Source organism: Clostridium sp. UBA5119 (genome assembly GCF_002414285.1).
Classification (GTDB): domain Bacteria; phylum Bacillota; class Clostridia; order Clostridiales; family Clostridiaceae; genus Clostridium_J; species Clostridium_J sulfidigenes.
The window spans coordinates 25,360-45,469 of sequence record NZ_DHYX01000050.1 but is presented as its reverse complement, the minus strand read 5'-3'; the positions used below and the strand labels follow the sequence as shown (position 1 = coordinate 45,469).

General features: G+C 28.3%; 20 protein-coding genes. 5 read left to right on the top strand and 15 right to left on the bottom strand.

What is annotated here, in order from left to right:
* Positions 1-41: 41 nt before the first annotated feature.
* On the bottom strand, positions 42-632 hold the full coding sequence (locus B2671_RS07455) for an MgtC/SapB family protein (RefSeq protein ID WP_346869837.1): 591 nt from the start codon (positions 630-632) through the stop codon (positions 42-44).
* A gap of 141 nt (positions 633-773) precedes the next feature.
* Here B2671_RS07455 and B2671_RS07450 point away from each other — a divergent pair, with 141 nt between their 5' ends.
* Positions 774-1,028 carry a hypothetical protein gene (locus B2671_RS07450; RefSeq protein WP_346847504.1) on the top strand — a complete coding sequence of 85 codons (255 nt, stop codon included), beginning with the start codon at positions 774-776 and terminating at the stop codon, positions 1,026-1,028.
* 71 nt (positions 1,029-1,099) lie between these two features.
* Here the strand turns inward: B2671_RS07450 and B2671_RS07445 are convergent, their stop codons facing one another.
* The 4 genes from B2671_RS07445 to B2671_RS07430 all read right to left on the bottom strand — a co-directional run bounded on the left by B2671_RS07445 (position 1,100) and on the right by B2671_RS07430 (position 4,736).
* Entirely contained in the window at positions 1,100-1,735 is a 636-nt protein-coding gene (locus tag B2671_RS07445) for an HAD family hydrolase (RefSeq protein ID WP_346869836.1), read from the bottom strand.
* A gap of 35 nt (positions 1,736-1,770) precedes the next feature.
* On the bottom strand, positions 1,771-2,097 hold the full coding sequence (locus tag B2671_RS07440) for a hypothetical protein (protein ID WP_346869835.1): 327 nt from the start codon (positions 2,095-2,097) through the stop codon (positions 1,771-1,773).
* A 144-nt stretch (positions 2,098-2,241) separates the two neighbouring features.
* A complete protein-coding gene (metG, locus tag B2671_RS07435) occupies positions 2,242-3,888 on the bottom strand; it encodes a methionine--tRNA ligase (RefSeq protein WP_346869834.1) in 1,647 nt (548 codons plus the stop codon).
* A gap of 473 nt (positions 3,889-4,361) precedes the next feature.
* Complete coding sequence (locus tag B2671_RS07430) at positions 4,362-4,736, bottom strand: YbaN family protein (RefSeq protein WP_346869833.1); 375 nt, start codon at positions 4,734-4,736, stop codon at positions 4,362-4,364.
* Positions 4,737-5,391: 655 nt separating this feature from the next.
* On the opposite strand from B2671_RS07430, the gene B2671_RS07425 reads away from it, so the two are divergent.
* From B2671_RS07425 to B2671_RS07415, 3 genes are all read left to right on the top strand, one after another.
* Positions 5,392-6,018, top strand: a complete 627-nt coding sequence (locus tag B2671_RS07425) for a TrkA C-terminal domain-containing protein (protein ID WP_346869832.1) — start codon at positions 5,392-5,394, stop codon at positions 6,016-6,018.
* A gap of 186 nt (positions 6,019-6,204) precedes the next feature.
* The gene (locus tag B2671_RS07420) at positions 6,205-7,329 is read left to right on the top strand and encodes an ABC transporter ATP-binding protein (RefSeq protein ID WP_346869831.1); all 1,125 of its coding nucleotides are present in this window, start codon (positions 6,205-6,207) and stop codon (positions 7,327-7,329) included.
* Between the two features lie 4 nt (positions 7,330-7,333).
* On the top strand, positions 7,334-8,905 hold the full coding sequence (locus B2671_RS07415) for a glycine betaine ABC transporter substrate-binding protein (protein WP_346869830.1): 1,572 nt from the start codon (positions 7,334-7,336) through the stop codon (positions 8,903-8,905).
* Positions 8,906-9,022: 117 nt separating this feature from the next.
* Here the strand turns inward: B2671_RS07415 and B2671_RS07410 are convergent, their stop codons facing one another.
* The 5 genes from B2671_RS07410 to B2671_RS07390 form a co-directional block, all read right to left on the bottom strand.
* On the bottom strand, positions 9,023-10,168 hold the full coding sequence (locus B2671_RS07410; protein WP_346869829.1) for a LysM peptidoglycan-binding domain-containing protein: 1,146 nt from the start codon (positions 10,166-10,168) through the stop codon (positions 9,023-9,025).
* Positions 10,169-10,334: 166 nt separating this feature from the next.
* A complete protein-coding gene (locus B2671_RS07405) occupies positions 10,335-11,291 on the bottom strand; it encodes a siderophore ABC transporter substrate-binding protein (RefSeq protein WP_346869828.1) in 957 nt (318 codons plus the stop codon).
* A 289-nt stretch (positions 11,292-11,580) separates the two neighbouring features.
* Positions 11,581-12,336: an ABC transporter ATP-binding protein gene (locus B2671_RS07400; RefSeq protein ID WP_346869827.1), complete on the bottom strand. Its 756-nt coding sequence runs from the start codon at positions 12,334-12,336 to the stop codon at positions 11,581-11,583.
* Complete coding sequence (locus tag B2671_RS07395; protein WP_346869826.1) at positions 12,337-13,296, bottom strand: iron chelate uptake ABC transporter family permease subunit; 960 nt, start codon at positions 13,294-13,296, stop codon at positions 12,337-12,339.
* The gene (locus B2671_RS07390; RefSeq protein WP_346869825.1) at positions 13,286-14,239 is read right to left on the bottom strand and encodes an ABC transporter permease; all 954 of its coding nucleotides are present in this window, start codon (positions 14,237-14,239) and stop codon (positions 13,286-13,288) included. The genes B2671_RS07395 and B2671_RS07390 overlap by 11 nt, the downstream gene beginning before the upstream one ends.
* A 473-nt stretch (positions 14,240-14,712) precedes the next feature.
* Here B2671_RS07390 and B2671_RS07385 point away from each other — a divergent pair, with 473 nt between their 5' ends.
* Positions 14,713-15,639: a DMT family transporter gene (locus tag B2671_RS07385; RefSeq protein ID WP_346869824.1), complete on the top strand. Its 927-nt coding sequence runs from the start codon at positions 14,713-14,715 to the stop codon at positions 15,637-15,639.
* A gap of 91 nt (positions 15,640-15,730) precedes the next feature.
* Here the strand turns inward: B2671_RS07385 and B2671_RS07380 are convergent, their stop codons facing one another.
* From B2671_RS07380 to B2671_RS07360, 5 genes are all read right to left on the bottom strand, one after another.
* Complete coding sequence (locus B2671_RS07380; protein ID WP_346869823.1) at positions 15,731-16,282, bottom strand: GNAT family protein; 552 nt, start codon at positions 16,280-16,282, stop codon at positions 15,731-15,733.
* Positions 16,283-16,501: 219 nt separating this feature from the next.
* Positions 16,502-17,017, bottom strand: coding sequence for a hypothetical protein (locus tag B2671_RS07375; protein WP_346869822.1), 516 nt, complete (start codon positions 17,015-17,017; stop codon positions 16,502-16,504).
* A gap of 1 nt (position 17,018) precedes the next feature.
* A complete protein-coding gene (locus B2671_RS07370; protein ID WP_346869821.1) occupies positions 17,019-17,420 on the bottom strand; it encodes a DUF4430 domain-containing protein in 402 nt (133 codons plus the stop codon).
* Between the two features lie 258 nt (positions 17,421-17,678).
* Positions 17,679-19,250, bottom strand: a complete 1,572-nt coding sequence (locus tag B2671_RS07365; RefSeq protein ID WP_346869820.1) for a putative ABC exporter domain-containing protein — start codon at positions 19,248-19,250, stop codon at positions 17,679-17,681.
* A complete protein-coding gene (locus B2671_RS07360; protein WP_346869881.1) occupies positions 19,250-19,957 on the bottom strand; it encodes an ABC transporter ATP-binding protein in 708 nt (235 codons plus the stop codon). Before B2671_RS07360 ends, B2671_RS07365 begins: the two co-directional genes overlap by 1 nt.
* Positions 19,958-20,110: the final 153 nt, after the last annotated feature.

The following is a 20,110-nucleotide window of genomic DNA, read 5'->3' as shown; positions in this document are numbered from 1 at the left end:
ATGGTGGTTAATACTAATATTATAAAGCCAATAAGTAGAGACTACTCTCTACTTATTGGCTCATTTACTTTCTCGTATAAAGTTATAACATCCTCACTATTTTTTCCTTCAGCAATATTATAATCTTCATCAACCTCATCTTCCTTTTCTTTTTTCATAAACCATATTCTCCAATTTGTATCTTTTTGTATAACTCTATCAGCCTTTTTAAATAAGCTTAGTATTATAAATATGATTAAGGCTGCTGTTAAGGATAGTGCATAAAGTCCTCTTCCTACTGCTAATCCTAAGCATGCTACAGTCCAAAGAGTTGCAGCAGTAGTTAATCCCCTTACAGACCCTTTCTCTCTTAAAATTGTACCCGCTCCTAAAAAACCAACACCACTTATAACCTGAGCTCCTAATCTAGCTGTATCAACTTTTATAACTTCAGCATACATAGGATTTTGAGCGATAATCATAATTTTTTGTAGATCGTACTCTGCTATTAAAGAAATAATTGTAGCACCTAAGCATACTAACATATGAGTTCTAAACCCCGCTGGACTATTTTTAAATTCCCTTTCATATCCAACAAGTCCCCCCACTATAACGCCTACTATAAGCCTTTCTAACACTACTATATAATCCATAATTCCCTCCTCCTCATAGTATAATTACTTATATTATATTCATAGGTTTAATATTGTTTAAAAAAATGTTATAATTACTTTACAACTTAAAGGCAAGGAGGATTTTAGATAACACTTTAAACTTATCTAAATAACAGTTATATGAAAAGAAAAGAAAATTTAATTCGTATAATTACCGGAATAATCTGTGGATTATCTGTATTATCTCTAATAGTTACTATCGTCTCATCTATTTCTATGCTTTTAGGATTTGACGTTAATATTCAATCAAAATTATTAACTTTAATAAGCACATCTGATATTATATCTACTGAAATATCATCTTTACTCATACTTATTTGTATGTCCATTGGAGTTATTGTTTGCTTAAATATAAATAAAAATTCAACTAATTAGAATAGTAATATTAAAAACTAATCCCAATGAAAAAATTATATATTTTCATTGGGATTATATATTTTTATTGTCTAAAGATACATATCTATTAGTTCTGGAAACCTATCTATTTTATAATCATAATCTTCCACATCCCCAAATCCATAAGATGCATACACAAAAGGTATTCCTGCTAACCTAGCTGCATTTCTATCCCCTTGTGTATCCCCAACATATATAGGATTCCTTAAATTATTTCTATTAATTATAAGCTTTATATTTTCACCTTTTGTAAGTCCTGTTCTCCCCGGGTGTTCAAAATCTATAAAATATTTTTTCATGTTATGGGCATGAAAAAAAGCTTCTATATATCCATGATGACAGTTACTAACTATAAATAGCTTATATTTTTGTGAAAGCTTCTTTAAGGTTTCTTCTAGTCCTTGAAAAAGGATTCCTCCATGAAGCGGTAAGTATTCAATTTCTTTCTTACAACAACAATTCATGAATTCAATTGCTCGCTCCTCTTGTAAATTTGGAAGAAGAGCCTTTACTATATCTATAACTGGTACACCTACTACTGACTTTAATTTTTCCTTTGTAATTATTGCATCTATATCATTAAAATCCTTTATAGCTTCATTCCATATCTCTACAATAGCATCTAATGAATCCCACATAGTTCCATCTAAATCAAATATAATGCTATCTACTTTCTCTAATAACATAAACTCACTCCTAAATATCTTATTTTCATTAGTAATTATTCATAATTTGGCTCCAAGTAAACTATTTTTTTGCCATGTTCCTTCGCATATTCAATTTCACTTCTAGTGCTGGAGCCTATATACCCATTCTTATTTATAACAAAGATTTCATCTGCCATATCAATTTTTCTTTTATGAATATCATCTAGCATGATTTTAACTTCATCTGTAATTATAGTTCCAAATTCACCATCTGCATGGCCAAACAATCCTACTGATATTACAATTATCCCCTGAAGAGTTAACTCCTTTTGAATTTTTATAAAATCCTCTTTAAACTTCGTACTTCCACATAAAGTTACTACTTTATATTTACCCACCACTTTATACTCACTTCCCAACTCTTAAATGTAAAAGTATAGTAAATTATAAGTTACCATTCTTAAAAAAGAAGTTATCAAAAATTTTAATAATAAACTAACATATAAATTATATCATAATATTCTAAAATATTTTGTTAATGGATATTAAGTAGATTTAATATCTTTGCCATGTTGTTCTAATTTACTTAATTCTTCATCAACAATACTCTTTTCTAGTCTTTCAAATAAAACATGAAAATCACTTATATTTACTCCTGAATTTAATTGAATCTCTTTCCACCTATTTTCTTCGCAATAAAACCAACTTTTAATCTTTTCTGAGGACTCTGGCAAAAATGGATTTAGAAGATTTGCTAGGTTTACAATAGCATATAAACAATTATAAATAGTATTTTCACACTGTTTATTATCTTGTTTTATTGTAATCCACGGCATTTCTTCATCAAAATATTTATTTATACTTCGTATAAATGTAAATATTCTTTCTATGGCAGATTTTAAATTTCCTTCTTCTATATTTTCCCCAATATTTTTATATAATTCTTCTATAGTACTTTTAATTGACTCTTCAACTTTTCCTTTTGGTACCTTGCTATTAAAATTCTTCTTAGCAAATACCAAAGTTCTATTAATTAGGTTTCCGTAAGCTCCCAATAATTCACCATTATTTTTATTTATGAACTCCCTCCAAGTAAAATCAGTATCTCTTCTTTCCGGTCCATTTGCAATAAAGAAATATCTTATTAAGTCACTATTATATCTATCTACTATATCTGGTACCCAAATTGCCCAGTTATTACTTGTTGATATTTTCTTTCCTTCTAAAGTCACATATTCACTAGAAATAACCTTATCTGGATTTCTCTCCGGTCCTGTTCCTCTTAATAATGCTGGAAGTATGATTGTATGAAATGGTATATTATCTTTCCCATGAATATAATATGAAATACTGCTACTATTCCAATAATCACTACAATTTTTATTATTTTCTTTTCCCCACTTCTCACTTACAGTTAAATATCCTAATACCGCATCAATCCATACATATACTTTCTTATCTTCGAACCCTTTAATTGGTATATCTATTCCTATATCTAAATCCCTAGAAATAGCTCTATCTTTCAAGCCTTCATTTAAATATCTTTCTGTACTATTTACTGCGTTTATTCTCCAGTTTTTTCTAGACCTTTCTAAATGCTTTCTAAGTCCTTTTTCAAAAGTAGATAATGCAAAGTATAATTGTTTAGTAGATTTTACTACTGGCTTACTACCACATAATTTACACTGTCTATCCTTTAACTCTAAAGGATCTAGAAGGGTTGAACAATTTTCACATTGATCACCTCTTGCAATGCTATTGCAATGCGGACATACTCCCTCTACATATCTATCTGGTAAAAATTGCTTGCAATCCTCACAATAAACTTGACTAACTTTTTTTTCATATATTAATCCTTTTTCATATAGACTTGTAATTATCCTTCTTACTTCTTCTTTATGCTGATTATCATCAGTTCTTGAATAACAATCATAGCTAAAATTCAACTTATCAAAACAATACTTAAATTCCTCATGATATCTATTAGCTATAACTTCAGATAGTACACCCTCTTTTTTTGCTCTAATAGAAATAGGTGTTCCGTGACAATCACTTCCTGAAATATATAATACATCATCCCCTTTTGCTCTATAATACCTAGCTATAACATCTCCAGGCAATAATGCTGCAATATGACCTATGTGCAATGAACCATTGGCATATGGCCATGCTCCTCCAATTAAAATATTCATTCTACTCTCCTCCTCTTATACTATTTAATTTTTTACTTCTCCAAATCATAAATTTGGAGTAAAACTAAAAAACTCCCGCTCCTAAGAAATTAATCTTAGGAACGAGAGTTAAAACTTCGTGTTACCATCCTACTTCATTTACATTTCACAATATAAATCTCTTCAAGTACGCTATAATTAAAATTGCTTACATGAAACTTATTCCATGACTAGTACATAGATAAAATTTCTCATAAAAATCCTGTTTATAGTTATACTCTATCACTATTACGGGTGAAACCGTTGCAGCCTTAATATTAAATCTCGGTGCACTGCTCCAAGGCCATTTTCGCTTTAATATCCTTTGCTTCTTCTCACCAATAAAAGCTCTCTGTATAAGTATTCTTAAAGTTACTTTCCTTTTCTTTGCATTTAGCTATTATACTTATAATTATATATATATTTAGCAACTTGTCAATTGAAGTTTAAAACTATTAATTATTAATAGTTTTTATTACAAATAAAAAATAGTAATATTTAATTATTATCATTAAAACAATCATGGATTTTATAACTAAACTATCTAAAATTATCAGTGGAAATGCCATCATAAAATCAGCAAATAACAATATAGTCATCTTTTGTTTTAAAGTCATTGCTTTTTCCTTTACAAAACTATCTAGGTGTTTTTTATATATCTTTGTATTCTTGAACCAAAGATCAAATCTCTCAGACCCTTTTACAAAGAAAAAAGAGGCTAACAGCAAAAATGGTGTTGTAGGGAGTATAGGCAATATAATCCCTATAGCTCCAAGTGTAAAACATATCAACCCTATAGATACGCATATAACCTTTTTACACTTATTCATAGTAACTCCCTTCCTAAATCCTTATAGAGATAATCATTTTAATATGTATACATTATAATAACCAACAATTAATTTCAATATATTTTATCAATTATTTTTTCTATTTTAATCATTTAAATTCTTATCTTTAATAAGCAATATAAAATCAGAAAAAGCCTACCATCTATATGGTAGACTTTTTCTGTCTGTGTCTTGTTTAATGTCTAGTTCTTTTAAAATTATAGGGAAATTTTAAATGAAACTAATTATATATATTAAATTGTTAATATATAGCATAAAAAATTTGTTCTATAATGTTATTATAATACAAAATACTAAAATTTCAAAATATATTTTTCTACAAAATTTAAAATTTCTTTATTTTAGTCTTTTATTACAATATAATAGAATATATACTATTAATATCGTCTATAGAAATATTAAAATTAATTTTAATATTTTCTTTAAAATGTTGTTACGTTCAAAAAGTAAACTTACTTCCTACAAAGTGTAAACGTTTATGGAAGATGTTAATTAAAGTATATCACTATTATATTCTATGTCAATTCATTATAATAAAGTGGAATGCTAATTTTATTTGTACTAATATATATTAATTTAAAATTAAATATGATATATTTAATTTTGTTATTAATATAGTTATAGGAGAATTATTATGGAAAATAAATTTAAAATAACAAGCCCTAGATATCAACAAATAGCTGCCGATGTTGCAGCCAAAATCGTTGATGGTCATTATAAAGTTGGTGATAAGATTTATGCAAGATCTTCTCTTGCAAGTCAATATGGTGTCTCATCTGAAACCGCAAGGCGTGCTATTTGTGTATTATCAGACTTAAATATTGTGGATACTTCCAAAGGTAGTGGAGTTACTATAAAGTCCTACGAAAATGCTATAAAATTTATTAAACAATATGATGATATTAATACTATAAGTAATCTAAAGCAGGATATTATTGATAGTGTTGAAAGACAAAAAAAAGAAATAAAATTCTTATATGGATGTCTTTCTGATCTAATAGATAAAACTGATAGATTACGCTCTGTAAATCCATTTACACCATTTCAAGTAGAAATAACATCTGCTACACCTTATATTAATAAATCTGTATCTGATATAAACTTTTGGCATAATACTTCAGCAACAATAATTGCAATCAGAAGAAATGACTCTTTACTTATATCGCCAGGACCATACGCAGTTTTTCAAGAAAATGATATATTTTATTTTGTTGGAGATGAAAATTCTATTGAGCGTATAAAAAAATTTTTATATCCCTAATTTAAATTATTTGTAATAAACTTAATATAAATTAATAAGGCTATCTCAAAATAATTCATTAATCTTTGCTAGTATATGAACTAAGATTAATATTATTTTGGAATAGCTTATTTTTATTTTTTGAATTTGACAAAGTAACAACTTGCATTTATAATTAGGTTGTTACTTTACAAAGGAGGATTTACATTGATAAAATTCGAGAATATTTCAAAAAAATTTAAAAATACTACTGTTCTTTCTGATGTCTCTTTTGAGATTGAAAAAGGTAAACTAGTGGCTATTATAGGTGAAAGTGGTTGTGGAAAGACAACTACACTGAAAATGATTAATGGTCTCATAACACCAACTTCTGGTAAAATCTATATTAACAATGAAGATATTGGCACTAAAAATGTAATAGATCTTAGAAGAAATATGGGTTATGTTATTCAGCAAACAGGTTTATTTCCTCATATGACCATAAGAGAAAATATTGAATTAATACCAAAAGTTCAAAATAAAAATCCTGAAGATATCACACAACAAACATATGATTTAATGGACATGGTTGGTCTTGATTGTGATAAATTTCTTAATAGATATCCTGTAGAACTTAGTGGAGGGCAACAACAAAGAGTAGGTGTCGCAAGAGCCTTTGCCACTAATCCAGATATAATATTAATGGACGAGCCGTTTTCAGCTCTTGATCCAATTACTCGTTCAAGTTTGCAAGATGAACTTGTGAATTTACAATCAAAACTAAAGAAAACTATTATATTTGTAACTCACGATATGGATGAAGCTATAAAAATATCAGATAAGATGTGCATCATGGATAAAGGTAAAATTATTCAATACGATACACCTGAAAATATATTGAAAAATCCTGTCAATGATTTTGTATCACAATTTGTTGGTAAAAAAAGAATATGGACCTCTCCTGAATTTATTAAAGCCGAAGATATTATGATAGAAAATCCTATAACTTGTTCTAAGGATCTATCAATATTTAAATGTATAGAAAAGATGCGTTCATACAAAGTTGATAGCTTAATGGTTGTTGATAACAAATCAAAAAAACTGCAAGGAATAGTAAAGGCAAAACAAATGCGATCAATTGATGATAAATCAATTCAAGTCAGTTCTATTCTTAACAATAATTATATTTATGTTTCTCCAAATGATACTATAATTGATATTTTAAAAATTGTAAATGAGAATAATATTTCAACAGTTCCTGTTTTAAATGATAGTAGCAGTCTTATTGGATTAATTACTGAAAGTAGTCTTGTTACAACGCTAAGTCAACAATATATAGAAGAGGAGGCGTAGTAATATGAATATTTTAGAATACATTTTACAAAATAAAACACAAATTATATCATTATTGATTGAGCATATCAGACTTACTGCAATTTCAGTTGGCCTAGCAATTTTAATAGGTGTTCCCCTAGGAATTCTAATTTCCTATGTCAAGAAGTTAAATAAACCAATTCTTGGAGCAGCAAATATTATTCAAGCTATCCCTAGCATGGCTTTATTAGGATTTTCCATACCATTTTTAGGTATAGGAACTCTCCCTGCAGTTACAACAGTAATTCTATATTCCTTGTTGCCTATAATCAAAAATACTTATACTGGGATTTCTAATATTAACCCACAGACAATTGAAGCCGCAAAAGGAATAGGATTGACAAAATTTCAAATTCTAACAAAAATTCAAATTCCATTAGCTCTCCCTGTTATAATGGCTGGAGTTCGAATTTCTTCTGTTACTGCTGTTGGCTTAATGACCATTGCTGCCTTTATAGGTGCCGGTGGATTAGGTTACCTTGTATTCTCCGGAATAAGAACTGTAAATAATAATCAAATACTAGCTGGTGCAATCCCAGCATGTATACTAGCTTTAGCTGTAGATTTTCTAGCTAGTATTGTTGAAAAACTAACAACTCCAATCAGTTTACAAAAGGTTAAGTCTAATACAAAAAAAGATTTCATGAAAACTCGTAAAATACAAAAAGGAATATTAGCAGTCTCAAGTATTTTTATTATTCTAATATTTATATTTTCTGCAATTACTAATGTTAATACTAACTCAAAAGTAATTACTATAGGGAGTAAAGATTTCAGTGAACAAATGATATTAGGCCACATGGTTTCAGATTTAATTGAAGAAAATACGGATATTTCAGTAAATCGTAAAATAAATCTTGGTGGTACTCAAGTATGTTTTTCTGCTTTAAAATCTGATGACATAGACTTATATATTGAATATAGTGGGACAGCTTATGGAGATACCTTAGGTAACCCTCCTATAAGTGATATGGAAAAAGTATATGATACTGTAAAAAAAGATTTCAAAGAAAAATTTGATATTGAAGTTTTAAAACAAATGAACTTTAATAATACTTATACTCTAGCTGTTGAACAAGAAACAGCTGAAAAGTATAATTTAGAAAGCATCAGTGATCTCTCACTCATTGCTAGTAATCTAAAGTCTGGAACTACCTTAGAATTCTTAAATAGGGAAGATGGTCTTCCTGGACTAAGTAAAAAATACAATTTTTCATTCAAAGATTCCATAGGCCTTGATGGTTCTCCTCGATATACTGCTTTAATCAGCAAAGAGGTAGATGTGGTAGATGCCTTTGCAACAGACGGATTGCTAAAGAAATTTAAACTAAAGACATTAAAAGATGATAAGAACTTTTTCCCACCCTATTATGCCATGCCTATAGTTAGAGGAGAAACTCTTAAAGAGTATCCAGAAATAATTCCTCTATTGGAACAATTATCAACTATCCTTAATGATGATATCATGATGGAACTTAATTATAAAGTTGATGAACTACAGATGGAACCTAATGATGTATCCCGAGAATTTTTAGAAAAACAAGGTTTAATATAAATATAATAGCTTTTTATTACACCTAATAAGTTATAGATTAGATTTCAAATACAAGAGACTGTGCAGAATAGATTAAAAATCACTCTGCAACAGTCTCTTTTTCTCATTGAGGTTGTTTTACTTTATTTTTATCACTTGTCCTGGATATATTAAATTTGGATTTGATATATTATTAAGCTTAACAAGAGTTAACGTAGTAGTACCAAATCGCTGTGCTATTTCACTTAAAGTATCCCCCGACTTTACAGTATAATAGGATGAACTACTAGTATTACCTTTAGATGAAGAACTACCTGATGGTAATACTATTTTTTGTCCTGGATATATTAAATCAGGATTTGATATATTATTAATACTAGCTAGAACTTTAGTTGTAGTTCCATATTCTTGCGCTATACCGCTCAAAGTATCTCCTGATTTTACAATATAATAGGATGAATTACCGGTATTACCTCCTGTTGAAGAACTACCTGTTGGCAATATTATTTTTTGTCCTGGATATATTAAATTAGGATTCGATATACCATTAATAGATGCCAATATTTGATAGGTTGTATTATATTTTTCTGCTATTCCACTTAAAGTATCCCCTGATTGTACTATATAGTATTTATCATTTTTACTATTTCCATCTGTACTTGGACTTTCTGGTACACTTTGTCCATTTAATAATATTCCCTCATTGAACTCATTTAGGTCGCAATTTCCACTTACACCAGAGACTTGTCCAGTACTTGAAAATTGAAACCCAATCCATTGATTCCATATTGGATTACTAGCAGGTCTGCTTACCCCATATTCAGCAATCCATAAAGGATATATTCCTAACCTACTATCTAAACTAGTTCTTGCAAAATTAGTATAGGTATAAACTACTATACCTTTACTAGTTAGTTTCTTAACCTCTTCTAAAAATGTTATTGCTGCACTTGTTAAAGATGTCTTATTTAAACCATTAGTCTGTTCTATATCTATAGCTAGTCTACAATCAAATTCTCTATTCCCAATGGTATTTACAAAATGTCTAGCTTGAGCTTTAGGATCTATTCCTCCTAGAAAGAAGTGATAAAATCCAACCTTCAAACCCTGCTCTTTAGCATTTTTATAGGATGAAGAAAAATAATTATTAACATAGCTTATACCTTCCGTTGCTTTAATATAAACTATTTCTACCCCACTGTCTTTTACTTTTTTAAAATTTACATTTCCTTGCCAACTACTTATATCAATCCCCTTATAATTACTACTATTTCTACTTTCCATAGAAACACCTCCTCTCTATATAAATATGTAGTTTATGAATTTATTCTACTCTTAAATTACAGTTTTTATATTATATAACTAACTTTAATATGATAAAAGTATTATAACAACTAAATAGCTATTTGACTTTTAAAATGTCAAATAGCTATTTTTATTTTACTAACTACTATTTTGTTATAACTTCCATATCAGTTATCATTAAATCTGCTGCTTGAAGCCCAGCTCCACCCACATACCAAGCTTGAGCATTTAGATAAACTATATTTCCATTTTTATATGTGTCTGTAGTTTTAACTAACTCATTCTCTATTACTTCTTTAGCTGCTGAATAATCTTCTGATCCACTTGTTCCTGCTGACTTATCAACTATAAAAAGATAGTTTGGGTTTTTAGCTAACAAGTACTCATAAGTTATATTTTGTCCATGCTTTGATACTTCTATGTTCTCATCTGTTGGAACAAAGCCGAACTTTTCAAATATAATTGAAAATCTTGAACCGGCTCCGTATACACTCATAGAACCATCTGTTATTATAGTAGCTAAAGCATTAAAACCTTGCTCTTTTACTTTTTGGCCTACATTTTCAACCCTTTTATTAAGTTCTTTTAATTTAGATGTTGCTGCATCTTCTTTACCAAATATTTGTCCTATTATGTTTACATTTGACTCTAATGACTCCAAATACTTTGTAGTATCTGTTCCTAATTGTATTGTTGGAGCTATAGCAGAAAGTTCATCATAATAATCAGCTTGTCTACCTTCGATTATTATTAAATTCGGTTTGATTTCGTTGATTACTTCTAGACTAAATTCTTTTAATCCACCTAAATCTGCATATTTTTCTTCCTTATATTCTGAAAGATAAGTTGGCAGATTTTTCTTTGGTAATCCTACTAATCCTTTTATATCTAATGAATCCATAATATCTAAAGAAGCGTAGTCTAATACTACTACTTTTTCTGGATTCTTAGGTACCTCAGTTTCTCCAGCAGTATGAATTATTTTTATAGTTTCACCTTTTTCCCCTTCATTATCTTTGCTACCAAGTTTTGTAGCTGCAAACACACTAATTAAAGCAACTATTGCAACTCCTACTATTATATTAATTTTTTTCTTATTCATTTGTTTCACCTATTCCTTTCATTTATATCCAATTAATATTTCCCTTATATCTTAATATTTATTTATAATAAATTTCTTTAATTTTAATTTTAAAAAGAAATTATACTTTATTGTTATGGAAATCATAGATTTCTTTTTCTCGCTTTACTCGTAAGGATACTCCTTGTTACCTTACTATTTGAACTTACTCATTTTCGTTACACTCAAATGAGTAAGTTCTCATAATTAAATCATAGATTTAAATAGTCACTTAAGTTCGACCAACCAAATCATAGATTTTGGGTCTCACTTAGAAATATACGCAGATATTATTTCCGTTTATATTTTTTATGTGAAAATCTATTTCATATACGTCTTCTAAAACATCCTTTGATATTATGGCATCAGTTATATCATCTTTAACTATCTTTCCATCTTTAAGAATAACTATTTTATCTGAGTAAACTGATGTAAAGTTTATGTCGTGCATAACTATTACTACAGTTTTTCCAAGATCATCCACTAGTCCTCTTAATACTTTCATCATCTGTACTGAATGCTTCATATCTAAGTTATTTAACGGTTCATCTAATAGTACATACTCTGTATTTTGAGCTATTACCATAGCAATATATGCTCTTTGTCTTTGTCCACCGCTAAGCTCATCTAAATATCTATCTTCAATATCCTTAAGTTGCATATATTCTATGGCTTCATCTACATACTTTGTGTCTTCCTTTGTCAGTCTACCTTCGCAGTGAGGGTAACGTCCAAAGTTAACTATTTCCTTTATAGTTAATCTTACATTTATATTGTTAGACTGCTTAAGTATAGCTATCTTTTTAACTAGTTCTTTAGTGTCCCATTTTTCTAACTCTCTACCATCTATAATAACTTCGCCTTCATCTTTCTTCATAATACGAGATATCATTGATAACAAAGTACTCTTTCCTGCTCCATTTGGTCCTATAAAAGAAGTAATTTTACCTTTTTCAATGTTTAAAGATACATTGTCTACTACCGGATTATCTCCATACTTTTTAACTATATCTCTAACTTCTATCATTTATTTTCCCTCCTTCATTAAAAGATATATAAAGTAAATTCCACCAATAAAATTAATTATTATACTTACTGTACTTCCAAAGTTTAATATTCTTTCCACTATGAACTGTCCAGCTATTAAAGCAATTATACTTATCAATATACTTCCCGTTATTTGATAACTATGTTTATATGTATTAAGAAACTGATAAGATAGATTAACTACCAATAATCCAAGAAAAGTTATTTGTCCAACTAAAGCTGTAGATATGGATACTAATACTGCTACAACTATCAATATTTTTTTAGAAAATCTATCAAAATCTATTCCTAAGTTTATAGCTTGATCTCTTCCCAAAAGCATAACATCTAATTTTTTTACATCGTCATAAAATAATACAAAAATGATTAGTAAGGCTATTACTGATATTAACAATATATCTGTATTAACATTAGCAAAGCTAGCAAACATTTTACTTTGCAATGTTTCAAATTCATTTGGATCAATTATTACTTGCATAAAAGATGTCATACTTTTAAACAAGGTTCCCAATACTGTTCCCACCAATAGCAAAAAGAATATATTACTATTTCCGTCTTTCTTAAATAATATTTTATAAAGAACTAAAGTTCCAACTAACATTATGGTAACTGAAATCATAAAATTCACATTTCTGTTTATCATAAATATACTTGATGCTCCGAATAAAAACATAGATATGGTTTGTACAAACATATATAAGGAATCAAGTCCAAGTATGCTTGGCGTTAGGATTCTATTATTTGTTACTGTCTGAAATATCATAGAAGAAAAGGCTATTGACCCTCCAGTAATTGCTATAGCTATAACCTTAGGTATTCTCTTTGATAGGTTATAATCCCAGTTTCTACTATTTAATCCTTGAAACAAAAATAAGCTAATAAAAAATAATGCAACTATTCCAAGTATATATAACTTCTTTTTATCTATATTATCCTTCATTTCTATTCCTCCTAAATATCAGGTAAAGGAATATAATACTTCCTGTAACTCCTACAGTAAGACTTATAGGTACTTCATAGGGATGAATTACAAGTCTACCTATAATGTCACATGCTAGTACAAATATTGCTCCAAACAAAGCTGTATCCCAAATATTCTTACTAAGATTGTCCCCTTTAAATATAGATACTATATTAGGAACTATTAATCCTATAAAAGGTATATTCCCAACAGTTATTACTACTAAAGCTGAAATCAATGCAACAATTATAACTCCAATATTAGCAACTTTATTATAGTTAATCCCTAAATTTGATGAGATATTCTCCCCCATTCCTATAATAGTAAATTTATTAGCATACAAAAGTGCTAATATTAATAATGGTATAGTCAAATAGAGTAGCTCATAATTTCCCTTTATAATCATGGAAAAATCTCCTTGGAGAAAAGTTCCCATACTTTGAACTAAATTGTTTTTATAAGCAAAGAAATCTGTCATAGACCCTATAACATTTCCTACCATTATTCCCACTAGAGGTATGAATACAACATTCTTCATTTTTATGGTTTTAAGTATTTTCATAAATACAAAGGTTCCCAAAAGGGCAAATATAAATGCTGTTATCATCTTTTGCATCAAAGTTGCTGATGAAAATAGTAGCATAGAAACTAGTACCCCAAACTTTGCAGAGTCTACGGTAGCTGCTGTACTTGGAGAAACAAATTTATTATTACTAATTTGCTGCATTATAACTCCACCAACGCTCATGCCTACTCCAGCTACCACTATACTAATAAGCCGCGGCAATCTAGTTAAAATTATTATATTCATCTTACCGTGGTTCCATTGCATTATATCTGTAATACTTATATTCTGAACTCCTATAAATATTGAAGACATACACAGTATTATGAATAAAGGAATTAAATATTTCTTTTTCATATTTCCTCCAAAACTTTATTATGTATCCTAAATATCTTTATGTATTAAATTATGTGATATTTTCAAACACTTATATATACTTGATGTAACAATAAAACTACATTATTAATTGAAATATAATTTTAATTGATAATGCTTATCTCTACTTCATAATATCTTAATTGATAATCATTTTCAACTTCTTGAAACTTAAATACACTTGATTAAATTACTTAAAATTCTCCGTTCTCCATTTTTCTGTATTTCCCTTATATATTTGTATTGAACTTTTATATTAAAATTTGTTTTCTATATTTTAGATAATATGAATTTCATTGTTAAAAACAACAAATAATAAAGTTCATTTACATTGGTTGCATATAATAGTAAAATTCTAATTGAGATAATTAGATATTTAAAACTATATTCACAATAGACATAAGTTAATTTGTAATTATTTAAGTTTTAAATGTACAGAGGGGATTATTTAAATTATGAGTAAAAAGGATGTTTTTCAAAAAAGTGGTGTAATTTTATTATTATCTTTACTATGTACCTTACTTTGGGGAAGTGCCTATCCATCTATAAAGATTGGCTACTCTTTATTTTCTATAGGCGAAAATGATATTTTTAGTAAGCTTATATTTGCAGGCTATCGATTTGCTTTAGCAGGTCTTCTAGTAATTTTATTAACTTGGATAATCCAAAAGAAATTTCCTATTCCTAAAAAGGAGGCCTTAAGTCATATTGCACTACTTGGGTTTATTCAAACTACTTTAGAATATTTATTTTTCTACATAGGACTTTCTCATACTACCGGTGTTAAGGGGTCCATATTAAACAGTACTGCAACCTTTATGGCTGTAATTCTTGCTCATTTTATATATTCAGATGATAAATTAAATTTCCAAAAGGTTTTAGGATGTATTGTTGGATTTATGGGAGTAGTTATAATTAACTTAGGTGGTAAAGTTGGAAGTGGTTTTACCTTTACTGGTGAAGGATTTATTATTCTTGCTGCTGCTTCCTTTGCAATTGGATCTCTTATAAGTAAAGAAGTTGCTAAAAGAGAAGATAGCATGATAGTAACAGGATGGCAACTACTCTTTGGAGGGGCTTTACTTATAATTGTAGGCGCACTTGGAGGTGCACGAACCTCTATACCTTCTACTGAAGCTATGATATTGCTTTTATATCTCTCCCTTCTTTCTTCAGTGGCTTTTACAATATGGACTATATTATTAAAACATAATAATGTTGGTAAAATCTCTATATACAATTTTTTAACACCTGTGTTTGGTGTTTTTCTTTCTGCTGTATTTTTAAAAGAATCTATTTGGCATTGGAGGAATCTGTTGGCACTTGTATTTGTATGTGTTGGAATATATATAGTAAATAAACCTAAAGTTAAAAATAGTTAACTAAAATTAATAGACTCTACGAACTAATTATTCATGGAGTCTATATTTTAAATCTATTCAATCTATTCAATCTATGATTATTATACTTTACCTATAAATATTTATTTTTATATTCATCACAATACTCCATTTTAGTTATAGAATAGCATAGATCATCATATATTCTTCCATCATAAGTTTCGCTAGCCATTCTTAATGTTCCATCATATTTAAATCCACACTTTTCTATAACCCTTTTAGATTTATGATTTCCGTGATAATGATAACAAGATACTACTTCACATTTTATTTCTTCGAACAAATATTTTATTACCCTATTTACTGCTTCAGTCATAATCCCTTTTCCCCAATATTCTTCTGAAAGTACATATCCTATCATTCTTGCCTTTAATAAATTTCTTTTCACATCTCTATGATTACCAATGGAACCAATTACCCTATTATTTTTCTTATATACAATTGCCCATACCTCATCATTCTTTATAAATGACTGAAGTATCCCTTTAGATATTTCTTTATTCTTATGGGGTTTCCATCCTGCCATAGGACCAACATTAGGATTTTTAGAATACTCATAAAAATCATCCAAATCCGTTATTTTCCAACTTCTCAAAATCAATCTTTCTGTTTCTAGTAACTTCATATTCCCACCTCTTAACTTTTACAATTTATTCCTTAACCTTTTAGTTTATATTTTATATAAATTATATGTTTAGGCAATGACACTATATGATAAATATAACATAAATACATTTTAATTACTTTATTTATTAGCTTAATTCCCCAATCTAATCCTAAAAAAAAAATAAAAAAGAACTTTGAAATTTCAAAGTTCTTTTTATGTTTTTAAACCTATCTATCTTCAAAATTTAGTATCTAAATTATATTTTGCTACTAAATTCTTCAATAAATTATATACCCTTTTTCCAAGCATTAACATAATAAAATAATTACCTACCATATGAATTAAATCATATGGTATTCCATTTATCCAATAAGTTAAAGCAAATGTTTTAGATACTGTAAATATATATGGTATTGAATACAGTGCTCCAAATAACATTCCAAACACACCGGATATTATACTCCAACCTAAAAAATTTTCTTTAATTATTTTTCTAAATAACAGCACTACTAGTACTAACATAGGCCAAACAATCCAGTATCCAAACCACCAAGTTCCCATTCCACTGACAAGACCTAGTAAAAAGTTAAATACCACTACAACTACCAATGCTCTTCTACCTAATACTAAAGTATATATTACCAGTAAAAAGGATACTGGTTCTATATTAGGTATTCCACTCATCATAACTTGTAACACAAGCATTAGCGCTCCAAGTAATGCCAATATTATCAAATCTTTAGTTTTATACATATTACCAACCTATTGTAAGTATAAGTTCTATCTTATCACCATCTTTTATAGTAGTATCATCTATACCAGTTTGAGAATTTTCTCCATTTATTTTTAGATTCCACCACTCTTGCTTGTTAGCATCTGCATTTAGTCCATCTACTCCAGTTATAAATCTAGTAGCTTGAGATGTATCAGCTACTATTATCTTCATTTCATCTAGTGCTTTTCCTAGAGTTTCTGCATTAGTTGGATGTGTATAAGTTTTTTCATAATTATCCTTTTTACTTATAACTGTAACTTCTATAGTTTTATCTCCTTCAACTCTTTGCTTTGCATTAAAATTTTTGTAGATAAAAAATCCACCAATTGCAATAATTATAACTATTAAAGAAATTATTATTGACTTCATATTTTTTTTCATATCTTTACCTCCTAAGAAACAAAATAAACTCTCCTTCAGTATAGAAAGAGAGAATTTATTTACTACTAATAATATATTTTATGTAGCAACTCCATTTACATGCTATCATATATATTTTATAAAATCAACGTATTATACATGAAATAAATTTATGCATACATTAAGATTTTATATTTTGGTTATAATTTAGTTAGTCTCTTTTATTTATACAATGTATATATAAATAGTAATTTATAATCCTAGTTATTCTTAATTTAGTTATACTAAATTCTGCTCTATGTTATTTAATATATTCTTACATAGCCATATAATTATAAAAGATATGAACACATTCCATACAAATGTAATTATTATTGAAATTGTTCCTATATCAAAGATAATTGCTATAATTACAGAACCTATAATTCCTGGTAGTGCAATTATTATCAATGCAAGTATTGTTAAAAACATTAATAAGCCTTTCCCTGTAACCTGTTTGAACATTTTTTGAGACAATACATCTCCTGCTATAAATAACATTCCAAATCCCAATCTTGCTATTATGCATACTAATATTTCTATAGGTGAAGAGCCTAATATGATTCCTGCAATAACAAATAGTATAATTCCATCTATTAAACACTTTATTAAGTTTTCAGAAACTATATACATCAATTTTTTAAGTGGACTTTCAGGAATTAAATATACGTAATGCATTTTTAGTTCTCTAACCCAACGCCCTGCAAAAGTCATAAATAATTGAATATATGTGGCCATAGCAAAGGTAGCTATTATACTTCCTATGTCCTTCATTGTTAATGTAAATATGACCACAACTACTATTTGAATTAAAGTAGTATTGTCTAAAAAGAATTTTCCTGCTCTCCTGTTTTCTAACATATGCTTAAAAAAGAATACAGAAGCTCCTCTTCCTTTATTTATTCCAACATTTTTTAATTTTATCTTCTTAGTATCTTTAACTTCTACTATTCTACCTTCTTTTACATCTTCCATGCGTTTATGCATAGTTTCTGTAGCTTGAAGTACGTCTTCATAATATTCATTTTTACTTTTCATAAGAATAACTATAGTTAATACTATGCCTATAAGTGTTGCTATAATGTACATTAACGCATTAGAAGTTTCGCCTATCAAAACACCATAAATTACTCCTTTTATCCACCCTACAAAAGGAATAAATTCTAGATAACTTACATTTATCCCATTAACTATAGCTCCTATACCTCTTCCACCTTCTTTTATATTAAATAGAATAGAAATTATTAAAGGTAATACTAGAAGATAAATTAAAATTTTTACTGCTTTCTTTTTACCTTCATCTCCGCTAGTAATTGAATAAATAGCCATAGATATGATACTACTTATGAAAACTAACATAAAATATCCTAGGAATATTACTATTACACCTATAGGATTTACTCCATACCTCTGTTTAAGTACACCAGCTTGAAAGAGTATAAAGATGGATATAAATAAAGATGTACCTAACTGTCTTATAAGTCCATATATAAGTACCTTTTTAGATGATATAGGAGAAACAAAGAGTAAGTTTACATCAGACATTTTAAAAAATGTAGCTCCTGATGATAATCCTTGGATGATTTGAGTTGTAAATAAAAACATAAATAGTGCATATATTATTGCTCCTAGCTCCGCCATTGGACTTAAGCTATTTACATCAATATTATTAGAAGTTTTAGCTGAGGTTATAAAAACAAAAACCATTAAAGCTATCAAAATTATATATCCTATTAATTTACCAGGATGATTCTTTAAATCCTTTATTCGATTTTTTAAGGTTGTTCTCCATAGATAAATTATTCCTTTCACTACTGATCACCCTTTCCTTCAGTGATATGAAAGAATAATTCTTCTAATCCTTCATTAGATTTTTCAGCATCTTCTTTTACCCTCGTAGCCGCAATTTTTCCATTCATCATGATATGTGCTACATCCCAGAACTCTTTCACACTATCAATCATATGAGTACTTATTATCATTGCTGCACCTTGATTTTTTAATTCCATTATTAATTCTTTTAATGCTTTAATTCCATGGGGATCAAGACCTACTAAAGGTTCATCAAAAATTATAACCTTAGGTTTTGGAAGTAATGCACAACAAATACTTACCTTCTGCTGCATTCCTTTAGAAAGTTCTTTACCAAACTTTTGTTTTTTGTCATCTAGTTCAAATATCCTTAACAGTTTTTCAGCATATTCTCTCCAGTCAGTAAGATTATAACCTCTTGCAATAAATTCTAAATGCTCTTCCACTGTTAACATATCATATAGTACAGGTACTTCTGGTATATATCCAATTATTCTTTTAGCTTCTATGGATTTATTATCAAAACCTTCTATGGATATATTTCCTTGAAATCTTAATAGTCCGCATATACATTTAATAATAGTAGATTTTCCAGCACCATTAGGCCCTAAAAGTACTGCTATCTCCCCATCGCCCACTTGAAAACTTATATTATCATTAGCAACAAATTTTCCATATTTCTTCGTGACATTATTTATAACTAACATCAAAATCACCATCCCTTAAAGTTTAACTTGATACTATATTTTTTACTAAATATAGTTATCCACATTTGCACTTGAGTTTAATTACCAATATTAACATTTTATACAATAACCATTGTAATTACAAGTATAGATGATAAAATGTTAACAATCCAT